A 19,462-nucleotide genomic window follows, 5' to 3' on the forward strand; every position below is an offset into this window, starting at 1 on the left:
CAAATCACTGAGTTGCCGTTCGTACTGCTCTTTGATTTCCAGGGGCTTGCTGCGCAGGGCGTTCTCCATGCCGCGCTTGCCTTCATCGACCCACTGTTCAACCTCAGATGGGTTGAGGTCATAGGCACGGCTGGCCTCTGAGACCGTGGTCTTGCCTTGAATGATGTCCAGGACCAAAGCCGTCTTTCTCTTGGCCGTCCAACGCTTGATGTCGTCTTCCATCAGGGTGCTCATCTGTGTTGCCTTTCAACGATAACACCTGAGCAGGAAATCACTGGGTCAATACAATGAAGCGCTCCATCAGGTATCTGTCGTGCGGGCGCACATCCGCCTCGTACAGCGGGATCTGCAGCGGCTGGAGTGCGCTCGCCAGCTTGCCGAGATCGCGGAACCTGCGGGCATAGACGCCGAGCACGGGTTCTTGCTCGAAGGTCTTCAAACCAAGCTCTTTCAGCTCCAGGCCCTGCAAGCCCTGCAGATTCGCCAGCTGGGCCTGCACCGCAGCCCGATGGCGGGCCGGTACGAAGGCGACCGAGGTCTGCTGGGTCAACAACACCTTGATCGGCCCTATTTCGGTGGCAACCCAATACTCGACCTCGGTGCCCTCGGCGAGATCGCGCCAGTGGCGGGTGAGGATGAAGCCCGGGAGTTCGGTGGGGGCGAGGGCTGAGGACATCAGGTAGAGCGGAGGGCGCTGGCGCGTGCCAATTCTGACGGTGTGGGTGAACTGGGAGAACTTGTTGAGGGGCAGGTCTGGGGGCCCTTGCCCATGATACTGATATTTTGTACAGTACTGTGAAAACTCACACCTCCAAAGTCATGAACCAAACCTGCCGTTACGTGTTCCGACCTGCCCGCCCCTCCCGACCGGTTCCTGCGTTGCTGCGACGCATCTGGGCCTGGTTCTGAGCTGGCGCTGCACCGCCACCCGGTCAAGTGCAGCCTGCGCGGATTCCGTGGGGTGCATGGTCTGCGCACATCGCTTGCGGCGGATGGCGCTGATGCTTCAGGCCGGCGCGCCAACCGATGCCATGCGCCGCGAGAGCGCCGATTGCCGGGCCAGCAAGAACCGGCGCAAGCGCTGCGGGTAGTCCGGGCTCACCGCACCGGCCACTGATGGCCTGGCGGCCAAGTGGTGGCGCCAGCGCTGAACTTTCGTCAGGTCGCCCCAGAGGCCGAAGTCTCCGATCCCATCGAAGACATCAAAGTACCGGAACACCGGCCCGAACACGGCATCGACGCTGCTGAAGCGATCACCCGCGAAAAAAGGGCCATCGCCCAGGGCGGTCTCGATCTGCGCGAAGCGGCTGCGGATTTCTGCCGCCCGCGCGCCCAGGGCCTGCTCGTCGGCCGCCGTGTAGAAGGCTCCGATCAGGTTGAGCAGTGCCGACCCAAACTCGATCCAGGCTCGGTGCCGCGCCCGTTGCAGTGCGTCGGCCGGGTGCAGACGCGCAGGCGTGGTCTCGTCCAGGTACTCACAGATCACCGCCATCACGAAAGTCGGTTCGTAGTTCGCCGTCCAGAACTATGAGGGGCATTCGTATGACCCGTACAGAGGCCCAACTACGTTTCACCCCCCCGTGACAGGGCACCTTCCTGTAGCAACCATTCGCGAAACGTCAAGAAGGCCGGCAGGTCCAGTCGATCTGGTCTGTAGCACAGATAGTGCCCTTGGTTCACATAGACCGCGCTGCCACATGGGCTGAGGAGGGAGCCCTCGGCAATCTCCTTCTGTACCAGAAGGGATGGCACCAGGCCGATGCCCAGGCCGTTGAGCGCCGCCTGGATGAGGGCTGAGTACTGGGCAAAGCGCGGGCCGGCAAGGGTCTGCACCTCAGGCACGCCGTGCTGTGCGGCCCACTGGCGCCAGGCGGTGGAGGCGCCCTCGTGGTGCAGCAAGGTGTGCCCCAGGATATCTGTCGGTCGGGTAATGCGGTGGCGTCCTTCTACCACGCTGCGTGCGACGATCAGCACGAACTCGCGACCGGCGATGTATTCCGAAACGACACCTGGCCACCCATCCGGACCGTATCGGATCGCAGCATCTACGCCCGCCGGTATGCCGTCGCTGGGCTCCAGGTGACGGCTGAAGCTGAGCATGACGTGACGGCTCTTCTGGCTGAATGCCGGCAGGCGCGGGATCAGCCATTTGGTCAGGAAGGTGGGCACGCTGGCCAGCGTCAGTAGGCCCGTGCCGGCATCGCCAGAGCGGGCCTCGAACGTGGCCGCCTCGATCGCACGCAGCCCGCCAGAGATCTTCTGCCAATACACACGACCCTGCGGGGTGAGCTCTACCCCGCGACCGCTTTTTTGTAGCAACTGGCGGCCCAGAAACGCCTCCAGCCCAGCCACCTGCTTGCTGACCGCGCTGGCGGTGATGCACAGCGCACCCGAGGCCAGGGTGATGCTTTCGTGGCGCGCGACGGCGTCAAAGGCCAGAAGCTCCTGGATGGTGGGACAGTCACGTTTCATATCCGGATTTCATGAAGGCTTTGTGAAAAACACTTTCCAAACACTCAAATGTTGTCATCCAGGTTTCACCCATAAGAAAGGGTTCCCTACCTAGAATTTGGATCTCGCAACAAGACGCCATGTGGCCAACAGTGGCGTATCCGGAAAGTATGCCGGCAATTTGGACATTGGAAACCACAACGTGATCCGCGGTATCTCCCTCATCTATGGCGTGTATCTGTTGCTGCCCATCGTGCTGCTGATGATCGGCAGTCTGGGCGGCAGCTGGACCAACACGCTGCTGCCCACCGGGGTCACTGGCCAGTGGTACCTGGACGTCTGGCAGGACACCTCGTTCCGCAAGGCATTCTGGAACAGCCTGGTGGTGGCCCTGGCGGCCTGCGCCATCAACACCGTGCTGGCGTTGCCACTGGCCTATTCGCTTTACCACGGTGCACGCCGCGGCGGCGCCCTGGCCGCGCGCATCGTGAGCGCCATGCCCGTGGCCGTGCCGGCCATCACCCTTGCCTTCGGCTACATGGTGGTGTTCAACACGGATCTCGCACCCTGGCTCGGCACCATGCCGCTGCTCATTGCAGCGCACGTCACTCTCACGCTGCCCTACCTCACCAACACGCTGCTGGCCGACCTGCGCCACCTGGACCTGGGGCGTCTCGAACAGGCCGCGGCCACGCTGGGCGCCTCGGGCTGGCAGCAGTTTGCCGGCATCGTGCTGCCCAGCCTGAACCAAAGCCTGCTCAGTGGCCTGGTCATGGTGGCAGCCATCTCCGTGGGCGAGTTCGGTGTGTCAAATCTGCTCACCAGCTTCCAGAACCGCACCTACCCGGTGTTGCTGCTGCAGGCCTTCTACGGGGCCACGGGCTTTGCCTGCGCCGCCACGGTGATCCTGCTGATCCTGGCAGGTGCATCAGCCCTGTTGTCTTCTTCCCTCATCAAAGCCCGCCCATGAACCTTGCCCTCGACAACGTCAGCTACCACTACCCGGGCAGCAAGCAGGGGCTGCACGAACTGTCCCTGAATGTGTGCGCCGGCGAGTTGGTGGCGGTGATCGGGCCCAGTGGCTCGGGCAAATCCACGCTGCTCAAGCTGGTGTCCGGGCTGGAGACAGGTCACACAGGGCGCATCGTCTTCGGCGGGCAGGACATGTCCAGCACGCCCGTGCACCAGCGCCGCATGGGCATGGTGTTCCAGAGCTATGCGCTGTTCCCGCACCTCAGCGTGATCGACAACGTGGCCTACGGCCTCAAGCTGCGCAAGGTGCCCGTGGCCGAGCGCCACCGACGTGCGCAGGAACTCCTTGGCATCGTGGGCCTGGCGAGTTACGCGAAGCGGGACATTGGCCAGCTCTCGGGCGGCCAGCAGCAGCGCGTGGCATTGGCGCGGGCACTGGCCATCGACCCGCTCGCGCTGCTGCTCGACGAGCCGCTGTCGGCACTCGACGCCAGCGTGCGCGGGCACCTGCGTGACGAGATCCGGGCCATCCAGCAGCGCTTCAACGCCACCACGCTGCTGGTCACGCACGATCAGGAGGAAGCCCTGGTCATGGCAGACCGCGTCGCCATGCTGAAAGACGGCCGGCTGTTGCAGATCGCCACCCCGCGTGAGATCTACCAGCAGCCAAGCAGTGTTGCGGTGGCCGAATTCGTCGGCCTGTCCACCATCCTGCCAGCCCGGGTGTCAGCCCCCGGGAAGATCGACCTGGGATTTGCCGAGCTCTTCGCCGACACGGGCGCTCGTGCCGTGGGTAGCGGGCTGCATGCCATGGTGCGGCCAGAGCATGTTCAGGCCGACCCGCCACCCGCGTGCGTCAACCGGCTGCAAGGCCACCCCGGCGCCCAGCGCTACCTGGGTGCGCTCACCCGCTACGACTTCGAGGTTCCTGGGGCGCCCAAGCCATTCCTGGCCGAGTCCGCCGTTCCGGCAGCCCGTGCGATTGCGATCGCGCCCGAGCACATCCGATTGCTCGACCACTGATTTTTCTTATACCCCTTCCAACTGAACACGAGGAGCCACCATGCAACGCAGACAACTGATCCAGGCCGCCGGCGCATTGCCCCTGGCAACGCTGGCCGGCCGCACCGCCTTCGCCTTCGAGGGCCCCGAGCTCTATGCGGGCGAGAAGACCCTGTATGCCGAGGCGCAGAAAGAAGGGCTTTGTGTCTCATTCGACACAGGCCCCGAGTGGGCCAACTGGAAGTCGCTGTTCCGCGATTTCAAGAAGCGCTATCCCGAGATCGAGCTGACCTACAACGACATCGGTTCGGCCGCCACCGTGGTCGCGCTTGAAAAGACCAAGCGCCGCCCGCAAGCCGACACCGCCTACTACTTTGCGGCATCGGCCGTGGATGCCACAAAGAAGGACGTGGTCGCGCCCTTCAAGCCCGTCAACTTCGACAAGCTGCCCCCCGTGTTCCGCGAGGCCGACGGCCGCTGGTTCACCATCCATACGCTCAACATCGCATTCCTGGTCAATAGGAAGCTGGTGAAGAACGTGCCCACCGGCTGGGCCGACCTGCTCAAGCCCGAGTTCAGGAACACCGTGGTCTACCTGGACCCGCGCTCCACCGGCATCGGCCAGGTGCTGACCTTTGCTGCGGCCTACGCCAACGGCGGAAGCGTGGACAACGTGCAGCCCGGCACCGATTACCTGGGCAAGCTGCATGCCGCCGGGAACGTGATGCGCGTGGAAGGCACCACGCCCTATGCCAAGTTCCTCAAGGGCGAGATTCCCGTCTGGATCAGCTATGAGAACGACGGCCTCAAGGCCAAGCATGTTGACGGCATGGGCGATGCCGTCGAGGTGGTGATTCCCAAGGAGGCCAGCGTGGCCGCGCCCTATGCGATCAGTCTGGTGAAGAACGGGCCCAACCCGAATGCCGGCAAGCTTTGGCTCAACTTCGTCATGAGCGAGGCCGGTCAGTCGCTCTTCGCGCAAGGCTTTGTGCGCCCTGCCGTGCCGGGCACGCCGTTGTCTGCCGACGTGGCCGCGAAGATGCCTGCTGCACCGCAAATCCGTCCGCTCGATGTGGTCAAGGCCTCGGAACGCAAGACCGAGGTGGACCGCCTCTGGGCCCTGGCGGCCGTCGGCAACAAGTGAGCAGGCCTGACACCATGCGACGCTTCGGCGCCTGGCCCGCATGGGCCTTCATGGCGCTCTTTTTTGCAATCCCACTGGCAGCCCTGCTGCCTGAGGCTTTCGGCGACGGCGGCAGCGCCTTCGGACGACTGTTCGGCAACCCCTTGTTCCTTGGCGCGCTGCGCAACACGCTGGCCCTGGGGCTCGCCGCGGGCGCAGTGTCGGCCCTGATAGGGACCTGCATTGCCATCGAGCTTGCACGCCAGAGCCCATCAAGGCGCCAGTGGATGATGACCCTGCTGGGCCTGCCGCTGGCTTTCTCAGGCCTGGTGATCGCCTATGGCTTCATCTTGGCCTTCGGGCGGGCGGGCTTCGTCACGCATTTGCTGGCGGGCCTGGGGGGTGATCCGGCTGTGATCGGTAGTTGGATCTACAGCGTCTCGGGCCTGGGCGTCGCCTATGCCTACTACCTGATCCCGCGTGTCGCGCTGTCGCTGTACCCGGTGTTCGCCAACCTGGACCTGAGGCCGTTGCAGGCGGCACGCACATTGGGTGCGTCGCGCGCCAGGGCATTTTGGGACACGGTGCTGCCCGAGGTGCTGCCCTCGGTGCTGTCGAACGCCTGCATGGTGGCCGCGATTGCCATGGGGACCTACGGCACGGCGTTGGCGCTGGTGGGTACGCAGCTCAACATCCTGCCGCTGATGCTGCTCGCACAGGTGAGCGATGGCGGGTCGGATTTTGCGGTGGCAGCGGCCTTGTCGCTGGTGCTGATGGTCGTATGTGTGGTGGTGATGGGAGTGGGTGATGTCTTTACGCAAAAACGCGAACGTGGCGCGGCCGGCGCCGGTCATTGAGTCGCTGTCTGAGCCGGTCGCGCTGGCGCTGCAACGCCTGGCCATGAAGCAGAAGAGCCCGACCCGCCACCGCCAACCGGTCGCGGTGATCGGCCCCGGCGATGCGGGCGAGACCGAATGCACGGCCGCCTATGCCGTGGCCCATGCGCTCGCCGGCGCGGGCATGGTGGTGATCTGCGGCGGACGCGGCGGTGTGATGGCCGCTGCATCGCGCGGTGCCACGGAGGCTGGAGGTATGGTCGTAGGCATCTTGCCCGAGGACGACGATGTCAATGCCAACGAATGGCTCAGTGTTGCCGTGCCCACGGGCATGGGCGAGATGCGCAACGCCATCATCGCGCGCAGCGCCGTTTGCCTCGTCGCCATCGGCAGCAATCTGGGCACCCTGTCCGAAATGGCCATGGGACTGAAATGGGGAAAGCCGGTTTTCGTCATCCATGGGGGTATCCAACTGCCGGGAGCAACCGAAGCGCTCACTGTCAATGACCTGCTTGCCGAGGTTTTAAACAGTCTGCTAGGTTAAGAAGCCGTCGGACCGGCTGCGAGCCAGCGTCTCGATGAGGACGTCGGTATGTTGTGTCAGATGGCCTGTTTCTGCGAGTCTGTGATCCAGAAAACTCATCAACCAAGCCGCAGCAACAACGCCGAAGTCGCGCACACGATCAGGAAAGGAATGCTGATGCGGTTTAACTCCTGCAGCCCATGTGGCACCTTGGCCAGCCGCAGTGCGATGAGGTTGGTCAGTGAGCCCAGCGCGCAGTCGAAGCCTCCCACGCTAACCCCCGCCGCCAACGCGGGCAGGTCTTGCACATAGCGGTCCAGAAAGATCGTGGCCAGCCCATTGCTGATGAACTGCGAGTTGACGATGGCTACGAGGTTGGCGCGACAGCCTTCGTCTTTGCGACCACCCCTGACGGGATGTCGAGCGACTCAGTGAGGGACTCGAAAAATCGGCGAAGACCGTGCAAGGCGATGTGAGGGAGCCCAGCTCGCGCCCAGGCTTTGCCCCGATTCATTTCAGATTCAGTCGCATCCAGAGGCTCGCTTGGCGATGGGACATGCAAGCGACGCTTTCGACGGACTCTGGATTCGTCAGGCCTGAATAGACTCCCAAGAACTTCCATGTTGGACTTGGCGTCCGTTGCAAGGCTGGGCTTGCTCAGACGCTTGAAGACATCATCCAGTCGCTTTTCGAGTGCCGGTGGCGCAGGAAAAGTGACTTTGGCCAAAACCAGCCTCGAGAGTGATGTGGGCGGTTTGCCAAAAGTGGCTTTCAAAGATCTTGCCGGCCAGCTCTGCATCCTTGCCCATGACCGCTTTCATCAACTGTTGGTGTTCATCTGCCGTGTTCCGTCCTTGTTCCAGCAGCTCTGTTACCAAACGGTACGAAAAAAGGGGAGAGGGCCAGCCCTTGCGAACCGTGCTTCATGGCCTGGGTGCGACCAGCAGTGTATTCAGCTCCGCGGCTGGCATTGGACGAGCGAACAGATAGCCTTGTCCCATGGGGCAGCCCTGAACGGTGAGAAACGTCAGTTGTGCCTCGGTCTCGATGCCTTCGGCAGTCACCTCCAAATCCAATGTCTTGCTCAGCCCGATGATGGCGCGCACGATAGCCATGTCGTTGGTGTTGCCGGGTAGATCCCGTACAAAGGATTGGTCGATCTTGATGCGATCCAATGGCAGATGCTTCAGATACGACAGCGAGGAAAATCCGGTTCCAAAGTCGTCCACCGCGATGCGTATCCCCATGGATCGCAATTGCCACAACACTCGCCTGCTCAGTTCCAGTTCCTGAAGAAGGCTTTCTGTGATCTCCAGTTCGAGAAATTGGGGTGCGAATCCGGAGGATGAGAGTGCCTCCGACACGTCTTGTATGAAGTTCTCCGCAGCCATCTGACGTACCGAGACGTTGACGGCCACAGTGAGCTCCGTGTGCCCTTGCTGATGCCAGGATGCACCTTGCTCGCAGGCGGCCTGCAAAACCCAGCGTCCGACCGCCTCGATGAGTCCGGACTCCTCTGCGACAGAGATGAACCGTGCCGGTGATATGAGTCCGTTCTCCGGGTGTTGCCAGCGCACAAGGGCCTCGACGCCGATGATGTTGCGTGAAGGCAGCGCCACGACCGGTTGGTAGTGCAGGATCAGTTCATGGTGCTCGATTGCATGGCGCAGGCCTTGCTCGATTCGCATGCGTTCATGCACACGCTCTGCCATCTCCGGGGCATAGAAACAGTAGCGGTTGCGGCCCCGTCGCTTGGCGTCATACATGGCGCTGTCGGCGGCTCGGATCAGGTGATCCACGTCTTCACCGTTGGCGGGAAAGACCGCAATGCCCAGGCTGGCCGAGACCACGAGGCGCTTATGACCGCTCAGGTCGAGTGGTTCTCGGATCGCCCGCAGCAACTTGTCTGCCAGGCCTGCACCGTCCTCGACGCGAAGCATGTCGGGGGCCAGCACGACGAACTCGTCCCCGCCAAGGCGAAACGCGATGTCTGCGCGTCGGATCGTGCTGCGCAGGCGTTGCGCAACCTGCTTGAGCAGGTCGTCACCCACGGCATGGCCCAAGGTGTCATTGATCGTCTTGAAGCCATCGAGGTCGATGAAGATCAACGCGATCGGTATACCGGAACGCCGTGAGCGTTCGATTTCGCTTTCCATGCATTCGGCCAGCAGGTTGCGGTTTCCGAGCCCTGTGAGCGCATCGTGAAAGGCCAGGTGATTGAGCTGCAATTCAGCGTCCCGGATGGCGCTCAGATCAGAGAAGGCCAGCACATACTGAACAACCTGCCCATGATCGTCGCGCACGGCGCAGACATGTTCCCAGGCGGTGAAGCGTTCGCCCGACTGCCTCAGGCACACGGTTTCTCCGTTCCAGTAGCCGTGCTCCGAGGCCTCCAATCTTTCGTAAAAGACGGGGCTGTGTCGGCGGGCGTGCAAGACTTCGTCCGGTGTGCGTCCGATCACCTCTTCAGCCTCCATCGCTGTCAGCAAGGTGAAGGCCGGGTTGATCGACACGATGCGCTGCTGGCTGTCCATGATGGCGATGCCCTCGGCCGTGGTGCGAAAGACGACGCTGGCCTGACGCAGCTTTTCCTCCATCTCCTTGCGTTCGGTCACGTCCCGCAGCACCCCGACCACTCGGTGTTCACCGTGGCGTTTCGCATGGATCTCGGCCCAGAGATGCATGCCGGCATCGCGCTGCAGACGCACTGTGGCGCAGGCCATGCCGGGTTGTTGCAAGGCCTCGACCAGCAAGGCGCGATCGTCCCCATGCACCTGATGGAGCAAGGCGCTCTCCCCCTCCAGAAAGGTGGTGGGGGCGCCGCCGACGATGCGAGAGAAATGGCCTCCGACCTTCAGGTGGCCGCTGTCGGTATCCCACTCCCAGACACCCAACTCTGCGGCGTCGACCGCCAGCCTGAGTCGCTCTTCGGCGCTCTCGATGTCCAGCTCGGCAGTGCGTCGACTCAGGGCCATCTGCAACGTGGCGCGCAATTCACGCATCTCATAGGGCTTGACCAGATACCCGTAGGGGGCACTCGCAGCCGCGCGGCGCAGGTTGTCGTCTTCGGCGTAGGCCGTCAGGAAGACGATGGGCACCGAAGCCGCCGCCCGGATCATGCGTGCTGCCTCGGTGCCATCCATCGGCCCTTCCAGGTGGATGTCCATCAGAATCAGATCCGGGGGGCTTTGCCGGGCCAACTCGATGGCCGCCGGGCCGGTGGCCACGATGCCGGTGATCTCGCACCCCAGCGCCTCCAGGGCTTGCTTCAGGTCGAGTGCGACGATGCGCTCGTCTTCGACGATCTGGATACGGATGTTCTTCATGGCATGTCCCGGTATTCCTGGGTGGATTCGTCTGACGGGTGCAGTACCACATCGAAGCGGGTTCCCTGTTGGCTGCTCATCTGCAACTGCCCCTGCAACTGGTCCACCAGCAGCGGGATCAACTGAAAGCCCAGGGATCGGGCCTGGCCCAGCGCAGGTCCTGCCGGCATGCCAACCCCGTTGTCACTGACCACAATGCGGCCCCGGCCTTGTGCATCTCGGTCAAGAATGATTTGAACCTCGCCACTTCGCTGGTCAGGGAAAGCGTGCTTGAGTGCATTGGTCACCAGTTCTGTCACCAACAGGCCGCAAGGCACAGCACGTTGCAGGTCGAGCGCCACCTTGTGTTGGTGATGTACCTGCAATTGCACATGGGGCCTGCCGCGGAGCATCGATTCGCGCAGCAGGCTGGCCAGTCGCTCCAGATAGGTCCCCAGGTCGATTTCGTTGAAGTCGTGACGCTCATACAGCAACTGGTGAATCAGCGCCATGGCCTTGACTCGGCGCTGGCTCTCTTCCAGCAAGGCCTGGGCTTGCGGTGGTGCATGGCGCGCCTGCAGGCTCAGCAGGCTGGAGACCACCTGTAAATTGTTTTTCACGCGGTGATGAACTTCGCCCAGCAAGGCCGTCTTCTCACCCAAGGCCCGTTCGATCTGCAGTTGGGCCGCCTTGCGAGCCGTCACGTCGACGATGGTGGCCAGCACCCGCTGGGAGTGGCTGGTGGTGATCGGGTTGAGGCCGATCTCCACCGGGAATTCGCTGCCGTCGCGCCGGCGCGCATACAGTTCACGTCTCTGGGCCATTTCGCGGGCGGAAGGCTGGGCAAAGAAGGTCTGCCGCAGGTTGGGATGGCGCTCCCGGTAACGCTCTGGCATCAGCATCTCGATCGTCATGCCGAGAAACTCTTCGCGTGAATAGCCGAACAAGGCGACCATCTTTCCGTTGACCATTTGCAGGCGCCCATGGACATCGACCATCGCCATTCCGTCCGGTGATGATTCGACGGCCTGTCTGAACCGTTCCTCGCTTTGACGCAGTTCCTGTTCGCTCTGCTGACGACTGCTGATGTCGATTGACGAGGCGATCAGGTGGGTGATGAGCCCCGCGCTGTCTCGCAAAGGCGCGAGCATGAGGTCGGTGGTGATTCGCCCATCTTCACGGGAGCGCATCACCACATCAAAGCGCACCACCTCGCCCTTGGCAGCCAAGCCGACCGATTCTCTCAGTTGCTGTTGAACACTGGGGTCGTAGCTCCACCAGTGGCAGTCCCAGAACTTGCGCCCGAGCACGGCGTCCATGCCGATGCCCGCTGCGTCCAGCGGCGCTTGGTTGGTTTCTATCAGCGTGCCATCAGGCAGCAGTACCCCTACAAAGGCAAACAAGGTATTGAGCAGCCGCTGCAGGCGCCTCTCATGGGTTTCACTTTGCAATTCGGTCTGGCGCTGCAGGGTCACGTCTTGCACCAATGCAAGAATTCCCCGCAACCTGCCTGCTTCGTCGCGGTAGGGGTGGTAGCTGGCCCGCCAGCAGCGGGCCGGCTCAGGCGGGGTGCCCGGGGCGGTATCGATGGCGGGGTCCATGACGACTTCATCGATCACCGGCAATCCCGTGCTGAGCACGTGCTGCAACAGCTCCTCGATTCGATCAGCTGCGCCAGGAAGTACCTCACGTACCGTCCGGCCTAGATGGGCCGAGACCGACAGGCCATTCGATTGCGCCAGGCATGTATTGATGGCCAGATAACGGAAATCCGAATCCAGAATGGCCATGCCATGTGGCACGACATTCAGCGTGGCATTCAACAGATGTGGGCATGACGGACTGAGCCCCGCGAGACCTGGCATACACCCTCCCTCAAGGGTTGATCAGTTGACGTCATGGCATGTCGATCGACAACATGCCGCGCTCATTTATTGTTTTTCTGGCCAGCCCTGAAGGGGCGGCGAAATTCAGTGATAGACACTCAGCAAAACCATTGCTCTGGGTAAGGTGCTGATGTGGTGTGGAATTCAGGATACCGTTCATTGGTCAACCCTGTCCAGCAAGTGCATGCTGGATATGTTTGAACGACATGGCGTTTTCGCGACACACGAATGTCTTGCAATTCGGGCCATCCCCTCAGTCACAACAAGCCCGTATTTCGGCCGAAAATAGTCTCGGCGAGGAGACGGCGAATCAGGCACGGGCCGATCGCAGAAGCTGTCTGCCAATTTCCCGTAAAGCAATATTCGGCACTTCGCCAGCTAGAGTCGTTGGCTTTGATTTGGCGGTGTCGCGTGGATGCGGTCGATGCTTCATGGGCGTTTTTACCGACCCCGCCATTTGAGATTCGGTTTCACCTGAAACCAGAATCAGCTCAAGGCGTGCGACGGCGAGTGATCACCGTTCTGCCAAGAAACGAAGCGATTGCGACCGTTGGATTTCGCTGCATACAGGGCAGCGTCGGCATGACGAATCAAGTCCGCTGGCAGGGCATCGGCCAGCGGTATCAGCGTTGCGCCGCCCACGCTGACCGTGACCTGGCCGTCGATGCCACCAGGCTGGTGAGCGATGGCAGCGGCCGCCATGTGATCCCGAATTCGCGAGGCGACAACCGCTGCGCCGGCGCTGTCTGCACCGGGCAAGATGAAGGCGAACTCTTCGCCACCATAGCGGGCCACAATGTCGTTCGGGCGCAGTACAGACTCTCCTAGAACCCGACCGACCGTGCGAAGGCATTCGTCGCCCAATTGGTGGCCGTAGTGATCGTTGAAGCTCTTGAAGTTATCAACATCGATCATCAGCAACGTGATCGGCAGGCCGGCGCGCAGGGCTCGGTTCCACTCCAGTGTCAGTTGATCGTCGAAGCCACGGCGGTTCAGTACACCCGTCAACCCGTCAACTGAGGCCAGGCGCTCCAGGGCAGTCTGGCTGTGCTTCTGGACCGAGATGTCCCGCAGGGTCTCGACCACTGCCAGCAGCGCTCCATTGTCATCGTAGATGGGTCCCGCATCGATCGCGAGATAGAGGTCGATGCCCCGCCTCGGCATGTGGCACCAGTTTTCGGCGTGAACGCCGAACGTGCTCATGATTTCTGGGGCGCCGTGGGTCACGTACAGAGCGTCCAGCTCGTGGATACGCCCTTCGACGATCAGGTCCGCCAGGCAGGCCCTCGGGGTTTCGTAGAAGCCGCGCCAATGGTTTTTCGTCCCGACCACCTCCTTGGCGTCCAGGCCGGTCAAGGACTCACAGGCGCGGTTCCAGATCAGCACTCGACCATGAGGGTCCAGAACGAACGTCGGGACCACCAGGAACTGCATGAGCTTTACAGAAAAGGCTCTCGCTGAATCGGCGAGTTGCTGCGAATGCATGTGCTTCTTGGCCATGACGGCCCTCCTCGACGGCATGAAATCGGCGAGGGGCGTATTGACGCTCCATGGCCTTGCCTCGACAGCAGCGCTGGATGCGACCTGATGCCAACTCAAAAGCCAATCCAACTCCCCAAGAGGCGGTACTCCAATGTCATCACAGAATGGGCGATAACGCAGCAAGGGGAACCCCTCGATATCTACCAGGCGCTGCAAATTTAGACTGGCTTCAGATTGAGCTCTGCCACCCATGCCATTCGCGCTACGATGGCCGAGAGAAGAGCCGCCAATCTACCCAGGCAAAGGATGCGCAGCGATGACTGTTCTGAACCACGAGCCCGGCGAAGCCTGGACGATTCTGTGCGTTGACGACGAGCCCCATATCCTCAGTTCTCTGCGTCGGCTGCTGAAGCCTCATGGTTACCAGTTCCTCGGTGCGAACAGCGCCGAGGAGGGCATCGCGCTACTGGGCACCGAGAAAGTCGATCTGATCATTTCTGATATGCGCATGCCGGGCATGCAGGGCGCAGAGTTCCTCGGCATCGCGCGGGAAAGATGGCCCACTGTCATCCGTGTCATGCTGACTGGTTACTCCGACGTGAGCTCCACCATCGAGGCAATCAACAAGGGGGAAATCTACCGCTACGTTTCCAAGCCCTGGAATGATCTCGAAGTGCTGGGCGTGCTGGACCAAGCGCTCGAGCGGCGCCGCATCGAACATGAAAACCACCGGCTGCAGGCAGCCCTGGTAGTCAAGAACGCAGAGTTAAATGAGTTAAATGGATCTCTAGAGGAGCGCGTGGCCGCCCGCACCGAGGAAGTTGAGCGCATGGCCCGACAGATCCGAAAAAGCCATGTCAACACGATCAAGACGTTCTCCACATTGCTGGAGTGGAGAGAGGGTTTGTTGGCGGGGCATTCACGCCGGGTGGCTGACATGGCACGCAAGCTCGCACAGGCCATGGCTTGTTCGGAGCAAGAGATTCAGGACGTCTTCATTGCCGGCCTGATCCACGACATCGGCCTGATCTCCTTGCCCGACAAGGTGATCGAGAAGCCCGTATCTCTTTTGCAGGGGGAAGACCTCCAGCGCTACGAGAAGCACCCGGCCTTCGGCGAACAGATCCTGCTGTCGCAGGATGACCAACAAATGGTCGCCGCCATCATCCGCTCGCACCATGAACGTCATGACGGCGCCGGCTTTCCTGACCGGCTGGTGGGGGCGATGATCCCGTTGGGCGCCCGCATTCTTGCTGTGACGGACACATATGACGACCTCTGTCATGGACGCATCACCAGTGCCAAGCTCAGCGAAGCCGATGCCTGTTCTGTGATCGCTCGAGGGCGGGGAAGCCAGTTCGATCCCGAGGTCGTCGACGTATTCCTGCAGATGCGGCTGGCAGCCCGGCCTGTGCCAGAAAAGCCCCCGCGCCTGGTGCGGACAGAAGAACTGAGAGCTGGTATGCGACTGGCCAGGGACCTGGTTTCTCCAGAGGGCCTGGTTTTGCTGTCTGCCGGCCATGTGATCCAGGCTGACTTGATCCGGCGTCTGAAACTGCGGGAGGCGAGGGATAACAGCCCCTACAACTTGTATGTCACGCACGATTGAAGGCAAGCCATGAAGCAGCGTACTCTACTCATCGATGACGAGCCCAACATCATCTCGGCGCTCAAACGGGTCCTGGTACCCGTGTTCTCCGAACAGGTCGATTTCTACTTCACCAGCGACTTGGCCGTCGCCTTGACCTGGATCCGTGAAATCGAATTCGATGTCGTGGTCTCCGACTATCTGATGCCAGACATGAGCGGCCTTGAGTTCATCCAGGTCGCCAGGACTCTACAGCCCGAGGTGGTTGCCATGATGCTCAGCGCTTCAACGGAATTCGAGGTGATGCGTACCGCGGTGAACGAGCTCAATGTCTTCAAGTACCTTAGTAAGCCCTGGATTGCCGAGGAACTGTGCCGAGACCTCTCCGCAGCACTTGAGAAATCAGCCAATGAACGCTACCAGAGGGAGTTGGCCAGCATCGGCCTGATGCAGTTCCGGCCCACCTCGGCGAAGCCCCAGAGCTGAGCGCAACCTTCATCCAAACCTCCAACGCTGGGGTGACCATGGAATATTCAGAACTCGACATCCTGGAGGCTGTTAGTCAACCCCTGTTTGCCTATGACGGACAAGCCATCGTCCATGCCAACCAGAAGATGCTGCGCTTGATCGGTCTTAGCCTGAGCGACTTGCAAGCCCTTGATCCCTTGTCCATCTTCCCCGATGAACATCGGGCGATGATCACCCAGTATCTGGACGAATGCCTGGACGGGGAAGGACTCTCGCCTTCCATCGAACTCAACATCCTGTCAGCCAGCGGCCTGAAGCGGAACATTGAGATCGCGGGCGTCAAGCGCAGAGTGGCTGACCGATCCATGGTGATCTGTACCTGCCAGGACCTGAGCGATATCAAGATTGTCCAGGACAGCCTGATGGAGATGGGTCAGCGCTTGAATCAGATCATCGAGAACGATCCGGTGGCCACCCTGGTGATGACCGCTGAGCATGTTGTCACCCACTGGAACTCGGCCGCTGAACAACTGACTGGGGTATCCAAGGGCGCGATGATCGGAAACAGGGAAGCTTGGCGGCCGTTTTATCCGAGCCCACGGCCGATTCTGGCCGACCTCATCATCGAAGGCAGCGTCGAATCCGCGATGCCATCGCTCTATAAGGGGCGGGGCCGGCGGTCGGCCCTGATCTCCAACGCTGTCGAAGCCGAGGACTTCTTCCCCGACATCGGCGACAGCGGTGCCTGGCTCTACTTCTCGGCAGCTCCGCTTTACGACTCTAAGGACAGACTGGTCGGGGCTATTGAAACCTTGCAGGACGTCACCAGTCGCAGGGATGCTGAAGACGCGCTGCGCCGCCAGCAATTGGCCCTGGAATGGACAGTGGCTGAGAGGACTGCCGAAGTGCGCGCACAGCATCGTCAGATCGAGGCATTGCTGGAAAACGCTCCCATTGGCATCGTGCAGCTTCAGGATGGTCTGATTTCTAGGGTCAACAACACCTTTGTCGAGATGTTCGAGCTCCAGGAAACGCCAATCCAGACCTTGAGGGTCAATCACATCTTCGCCAGCCGTGACGACTACGAATTCATACGCAAGATGGCCGGTCCCATGTTGAAGGCCGGTACCGCTTTCAACTACGAGGCACGGATGAGGACCAGCCTTGGGAACGAGCGCTGGATCCAGCTGATCGGCTACCCTGCCAACCCCGGCGCGGGTGATGAAAGTTCATGGTGGCTGTTACTGGACCGGACCGACATCAAGACGGCACACGAGAGCCTGCAGAAGAACTTTGACCGCATCACGGACATCAATGCCAAGCTCGAAGAGGCCCAGAACCAGTTGTTGCAATCCGAGAAAATGGCCTCCATCGGCCAGTTGGCTGCCGGTGTGGCGCACGAGATCAACAACCCGCTAGGCTTCGTGAGCTCAAACATTGGTGCATTGGGTCGCTATTCAGCTAATTTGCTCGCACTCGGCCACGCCGTGGATCGTGAACTCAAGGACAAGGCATTGGCTTCCGAAGACGACAGTCCTTGGGGCCGGCTGGCCCAATGTTTTTCCGGATTCGATTTCGAATTTCTGGCCGAAGACCTGCCCGATCTACTGGCGGAAACCGAGGACGGACTCTCGCGCGTGAAACGCATCGTGCAGGACCTCAAAGACTTTTCCAGGGTGGACCATGAAGAATGGGCAGAGGCCGACATCAACCAAGGCTTGGACTCCACCCTGAACGTGGTGAGGAATGAAGTCAAATACAAGGCCGAGGTGGTCAAGCGCTACGGTCAGCTTCCACGAGTGAAGTGCCTGGCAGCCCAGATCAATCAGGTCCTCATGAACCTGATCGTGAATGCTGCGCAAGCCATCAAGGACAAAGGTGTGATCACCCTGGAAACGGAAGTCCGTGGCGATTGGATTGCCATTTCCGTGTCTGACACCGGATGCGGCATGAACGACGAGGTCCGCAAGAGAATCTTTGAACCCTTCTACACAACCAAGCCGGTCGGGCAAGGCACTGGACTGGGTCTGTCCCTCTCGTATTCCATCGTTCAAAAGCATGGCGGACGGATTGAGGTGGAATCCAGCCCAGGAACCGGGACCAAGTTCACTGTCCACCTTCCGATCGCCTGCGTGCCGCAACCATCCCAAAACTGACCTGCTGGAGATTCAGTTGGCACTTGTACTGGCTGTATGCCGCAAGTTCGAGGCTCAGCCGATATTCGATGGGGCAAAGAGAGCCGCAGTAAATTTTGACCCGCATCTCGTTGTGCCAGCGGAGGTAGGAATCAATCACCTCAACAAAATGCGTCGAGGTTTGCCGAGACATGGGGCGGCAGGATTCAGCCGGTGCCGCACTTGACGCTGTGCGCCATGGGCCCTATGTCGAACCACGGCGCCAGGTCTTGGCTCTGTTTCCTGCTCTTTGATGAACCAACTCGATTCAATGCGTGCCCTTTTGAGGGTTGTCGACCAGCGCGAATCTGTGCCTGCGGCGTAGGCACTCAACACCACAAGACCGCGAAGGCGCCATTTGCGGACTTGAGCTGCCTTGAGGCGCGAGGCCATCACGCCCTGGCCAACGCCACGGCAGAGACTGTGGTTCCGGCGAGGCCTGCCTGATCACCCAGGTGCCATGTCCCTGGCTTGCGCCTCACCTCTGCCGTTCCTGCATCGACCTGCCCGCCGGCGCCAGGTGTGCCTTCGTGAGGCGGAGGCCCATGCCGGGGTGGCCGCGGTTGACCCGGCCGTCTGGCAATCTGCTCAGCGCGTCGTGAGGCAGCCCATGCCTTCCAGCGTGGCTTCCACAGCCTGGTCCAAAGGCGTGTGCGGCTCGTGTCCCAGCACCTCAGTCAAGCGTAGGTTGCCCATGCGCACGGCTTCGTTCCACAAGTACCTCATTTCGCGTAGCTCCCGCAAAGTGGGGTTGAATGGTGCAGCCAGCGTGATCAGCCACCAGGGAAAGGCCTGCAATTTCGGGGTTGTGCCCGTGCGGCGTTCCACCGCACGCTGGATTGCCTTGGCCATCTGTTGGCCATCGGCGTCCCAATGTCCAGCCAAGTGAAAGCGTGCGAAAGGCTCCAGGGTGTCCCGACGCGCCAGCAACCCGACCATGGCTCGTGCCACGTCGGGCAGGTAGGACCATTGGTGTCCGACGCCAGCCCTGCCGGGGAGGCTGACGCGGGTCACTGGCTGACCCGGCTTGATCAGGCCTTGTCCGAACCAGTTGTTGCCGGATTTCGGGCCAAAGAAATCACCCGCCCGCACAATGATGACCCGGCACCCCTGGGTGCTTGCCACCTGTAGGCGCCGCTCCAATTCGACGCGAATCGCGCCTTTGCGGGTCACGGGCTCTTGTGGCGAGTCCTCTTGCAGTTGTGCGAATGCGTCAGGCCCGTAGTTGTACACCGTACCGGGCAGCACGATGGTGGCGCCGTGGTCAAGCGCGGCGGCGACGGTGTTGTCCAGCATCGGCAATACCAACTCGTTCCAGCGTCGATAGCCGGGTGGGTTCACAGCGTGCACGATCACCGAGCATCCTGCCGCTGCGGCCGTCACGTCGTTGCGGTTCATGGCGTCGCCGCGCAGCCAGGTCATGCCATCGTGCTCTTCCTGGGCCGTGGTGCCACCGCGTTTGAGCGCGCGCACCTGCCAGCCGGCGTCTCGCAGCTGCCGCGCCACCTCGCCGCCGATGCCGCCGGTGGCCCCCAGGACCAGGGCCTTGTTTATGTTGCCAACCATCAGAGTTCTCCAAAACCAGTTGCGATGGCAGAAGTCTGACCGGCGATGCTTTTGCATGGAATTGCCGAAGATGAGCTATCGGCTAT

At 61.3% G+C, this 19,462-nt stretch carries 18 protein-coding genes; 8 read left to right on the forward strand and 10 right to left on the reverse strand.

The features are described from left to right. The 4 genes from F624_RS0130290 to F624_RS0130305 all read right to left on the reverse strand — a co-directional run. A partial coding sequence (locus F624_RS0130290) for a DUF1153 domain-containing protein (RefSeq protein WP_019578130.1) occupies positions 1–234 on the reverse strand: 234 nt, incomplete at its 3' end. Positions 235–271: 37 nt separating this feature from the next. Then, complete coding sequence (locus tag F624_RS0130295; RefSeq protein WP_019578131.1) at positions 272–676, reverse strand: hypothetical protein; 405 nt, start codon at positions 674–676, stop codon at positions 272–274. A gap of 330 nt (positions 677–1,006) precedes the next feature. Continuing rightward, positions 1,007–1,492, reverse strand: a complete 486-nt coding sequence (locus F624_RS0130300) for a glutathione S-transferase C-terminal domain-containing protein (protein WP_019578132.1) — start codon at positions 1,490–1,492, stop codon at positions 1,007–1,009. Between the two features lie 71 nt (positions 1,493–1,563). Further along, complete coding sequence (locus F624_RS0130305; RefSeq protein ID WP_019578133.1) at positions 1,564–2,472, reverse strand: LysR substrate-binding domain-containing protein; 909 nt, start codon at positions 2,470–2,472, stop codon at positions 1,564–1,566. A gap of 181 nt (positions 2,473–2,653) precedes the next feature. Between F624_RS0130305 and F624_RS0130310 the strand changes: the two genes are divergently transcribed. The 5 genes from F624_RS0130310 to F624_RS0130330 are packed head-to-tail and all read left to right on the forward strand — an operon-like array spanning position 2,654 to position 6,928. Beyond that, a complete protein-coding gene (locus F624_RS0130310) occupies positions 2,654–3,421 on the forward strand; it encodes an ABC transporter permease (RefSeq protein ID WP_031256799.1) in 768 nt (255 codons plus the stop codon). Next, positions 3,418–4,446, forward strand: a complete 1,029-nt coding sequence (locus tag F624_RS0130315) for an ABC transporter ATP-binding protein (RefSeq protein ID WP_019578135.1) — start codon at positions 3,418–3,420, stop codon at positions 4,444–4,446. The genes F624_RS0130310 and F624_RS0130315 overlap by 4 nt, the downstream gene beginning before the upstream one ends. Positions 4,447–4,486: 40 nt before the next feature. Beyond that, complete coding sequence (locus F624_RS0130320) at positions 4,487–5,569, forward strand: extracellular solute-binding protein (RefSeq protein WP_019578136.1); 1,083 nt, start codon at positions 4,487–4,489, stop codon at positions 5,567–5,569. Between the two features lie 14 nt (positions 5,570–5,583). Continuing rightward, a complete protein-coding gene (locus F624_RS0130325; protein WP_019578137.1) occupies positions 5,584–6,405 on the forward strand; it encodes an ABC transporter permease in 822 nt (273 codons plus the stop codon). Continuing rightward, positions 6,356–6,928: a TIGR00725 family protein gene (locus F624_RS0130330; RefSeq protein WP_031256801.1), complete on the forward strand. Its 573-nt coding sequence runs from the start codon at positions 6,356–6,358 to the stop codon at positions 6,926–6,928. The genes F624_RS0130325 and F624_RS0130330 overlap by 50 nt, the downstream gene beginning before the upstream one ends. A 98-nt stretch (positions 6,929–7,026) precedes the next feature. On the opposite strand, the gene F624_RS36115 is transcribed toward F624_RS0130330, so the two are convergent. The 5 genes from F624_RS36115 to F624_RS0130355 all read right to left on the reverse strand — a co-directional run bounded on the left by F624_RS36115 (position 7,027) and on the right by F624_RS0130355 (position 13,598). Further along, positions 7,027–7,215, reverse strand: a complete 189-nt coding sequence (locus F624_RS36115; RefSeq protein WP_019578139.1) for a hypothetical protein — start codon at positions 7,213–7,215, stop codon at positions 7,027–7,029. Positions 7,216–7,581: 366 nt separating this feature from the next. Then, the gene (locus tag F624_RS36340) at positions 7,582–7,716 is read right to left on the reverse strand and encodes a hypothetical protein (RefSeq protein WP_273425101.1); all 135 of its coding nucleotides are present in this window, start codon (positions 7,714–7,716) and stop codon (positions 7,582–7,584) included. A gap of 114 nt (positions 7,717–7,830) precedes the next feature. After that, on the reverse strand, positions 7,831–10,233 hold the full coding sequence (locus tag F624_RS0130345; protein WP_019578140.1) for a two-component system response regulator: 2,403 nt from the start codon (positions 10,231–10,233) through the stop codon (positions 7,831–7,833). Continuing rightward, a complete protein-coding gene (locus F624_RS32990; RefSeq protein ID WP_084679848.1) occupies positions 10,230–12,077 on the reverse strand; it encodes a PAS domain S-box protein in 1,848 nt (615 codons plus the stop codon). Before F624_RS32990 ends, F624_RS0130345 begins: the two co-directional genes overlap by 4 nt. 507 nt (positions 12,078–12,584) lie before the next feature. Further along, positions 12,585–13,598: a diguanylate cyclase gene (locus F624_RS0130355; RefSeq protein WP_019578142.1), complete on the reverse strand. Its 1,014-nt coding sequence runs from the start codon at positions 13,596–13,598 to the stop codon at positions 12,585–12,587. A gap of 298 nt (positions 13,599–13,896) precedes the next feature. Between F624_RS0130355 and nosR the strand changes: the two genes are divergently transcribed. Genes nosR through F624_RS33755 form a run of 3 tightly spaced genes read left to right on the forward strand, consistent with a single transcriptional unit; the run spans position 13,897 to position 17,792 of the window. Further along, the gene (gene nosR, locus F624_RS0130360; RefSeq protein WP_019578143.1) at positions 13,897–15,189 is read left to right on the forward strand and encodes a response regulator c-di-GMP phosphodiesterase, NosR family; all 1,293 of its coding nucleotides are present in this window, start codon (positions 13,897–13,899) and stop codon (positions 15,187–15,189) included. Between the two features lie 9 nt (positions 15,190–15,198). Next, positions 15,199–15,654, forward strand: a complete 456-nt coding sequence (locus tag F624_RS0130365) for a response regulator (protein WP_019578144.1) — start codon at positions 15,199–15,201, stop codon at positions 15,652–15,654. Between the two features lie 38 nt (positions 15,655–15,692). Further along, positions 15,693–17,792 carry an ATP-binding protein gene (locus tag F624_RS33755; protein WP_019578145.1) on the forward strand — a complete coding sequence of 700 codons (2,100 nt, stop codon included), beginning with the start codon at positions 15,693–15,695 and terminating at the stop codon, positions 17,790–17,792. Between the two features lie 606 nt (positions 17,793–18,398). Here the strand turns inward: F624_RS33755 and F624_RS0130375 are convergent. Beyond that, on the reverse strand, positions 18,399–19,376 hold the full coding sequence (locus tag F624_RS0130375; RefSeq protein WP_019578146.1) for an NAD-dependent epimerase/dehydratase family protein: 978 nt from the start codon (positions 19,374–19,376) through the stop codon (positions 18,399–18,401). Between the last annotated feature and the right edge of the window lie 86 nt (positions 19,377–19,462).

It is taken from the genome of Curvibacter lanceolatus ATCC 14669 (assembly GCF_000381265.1).
Taxonomy (GTDB): domain Bacteria; phylum Pseudomonadota; class Gammaproteobacteria; order Burkholderiales; family Burkholderiaceae_C; genus Curvibacter; species Curvibacter lanceolatus.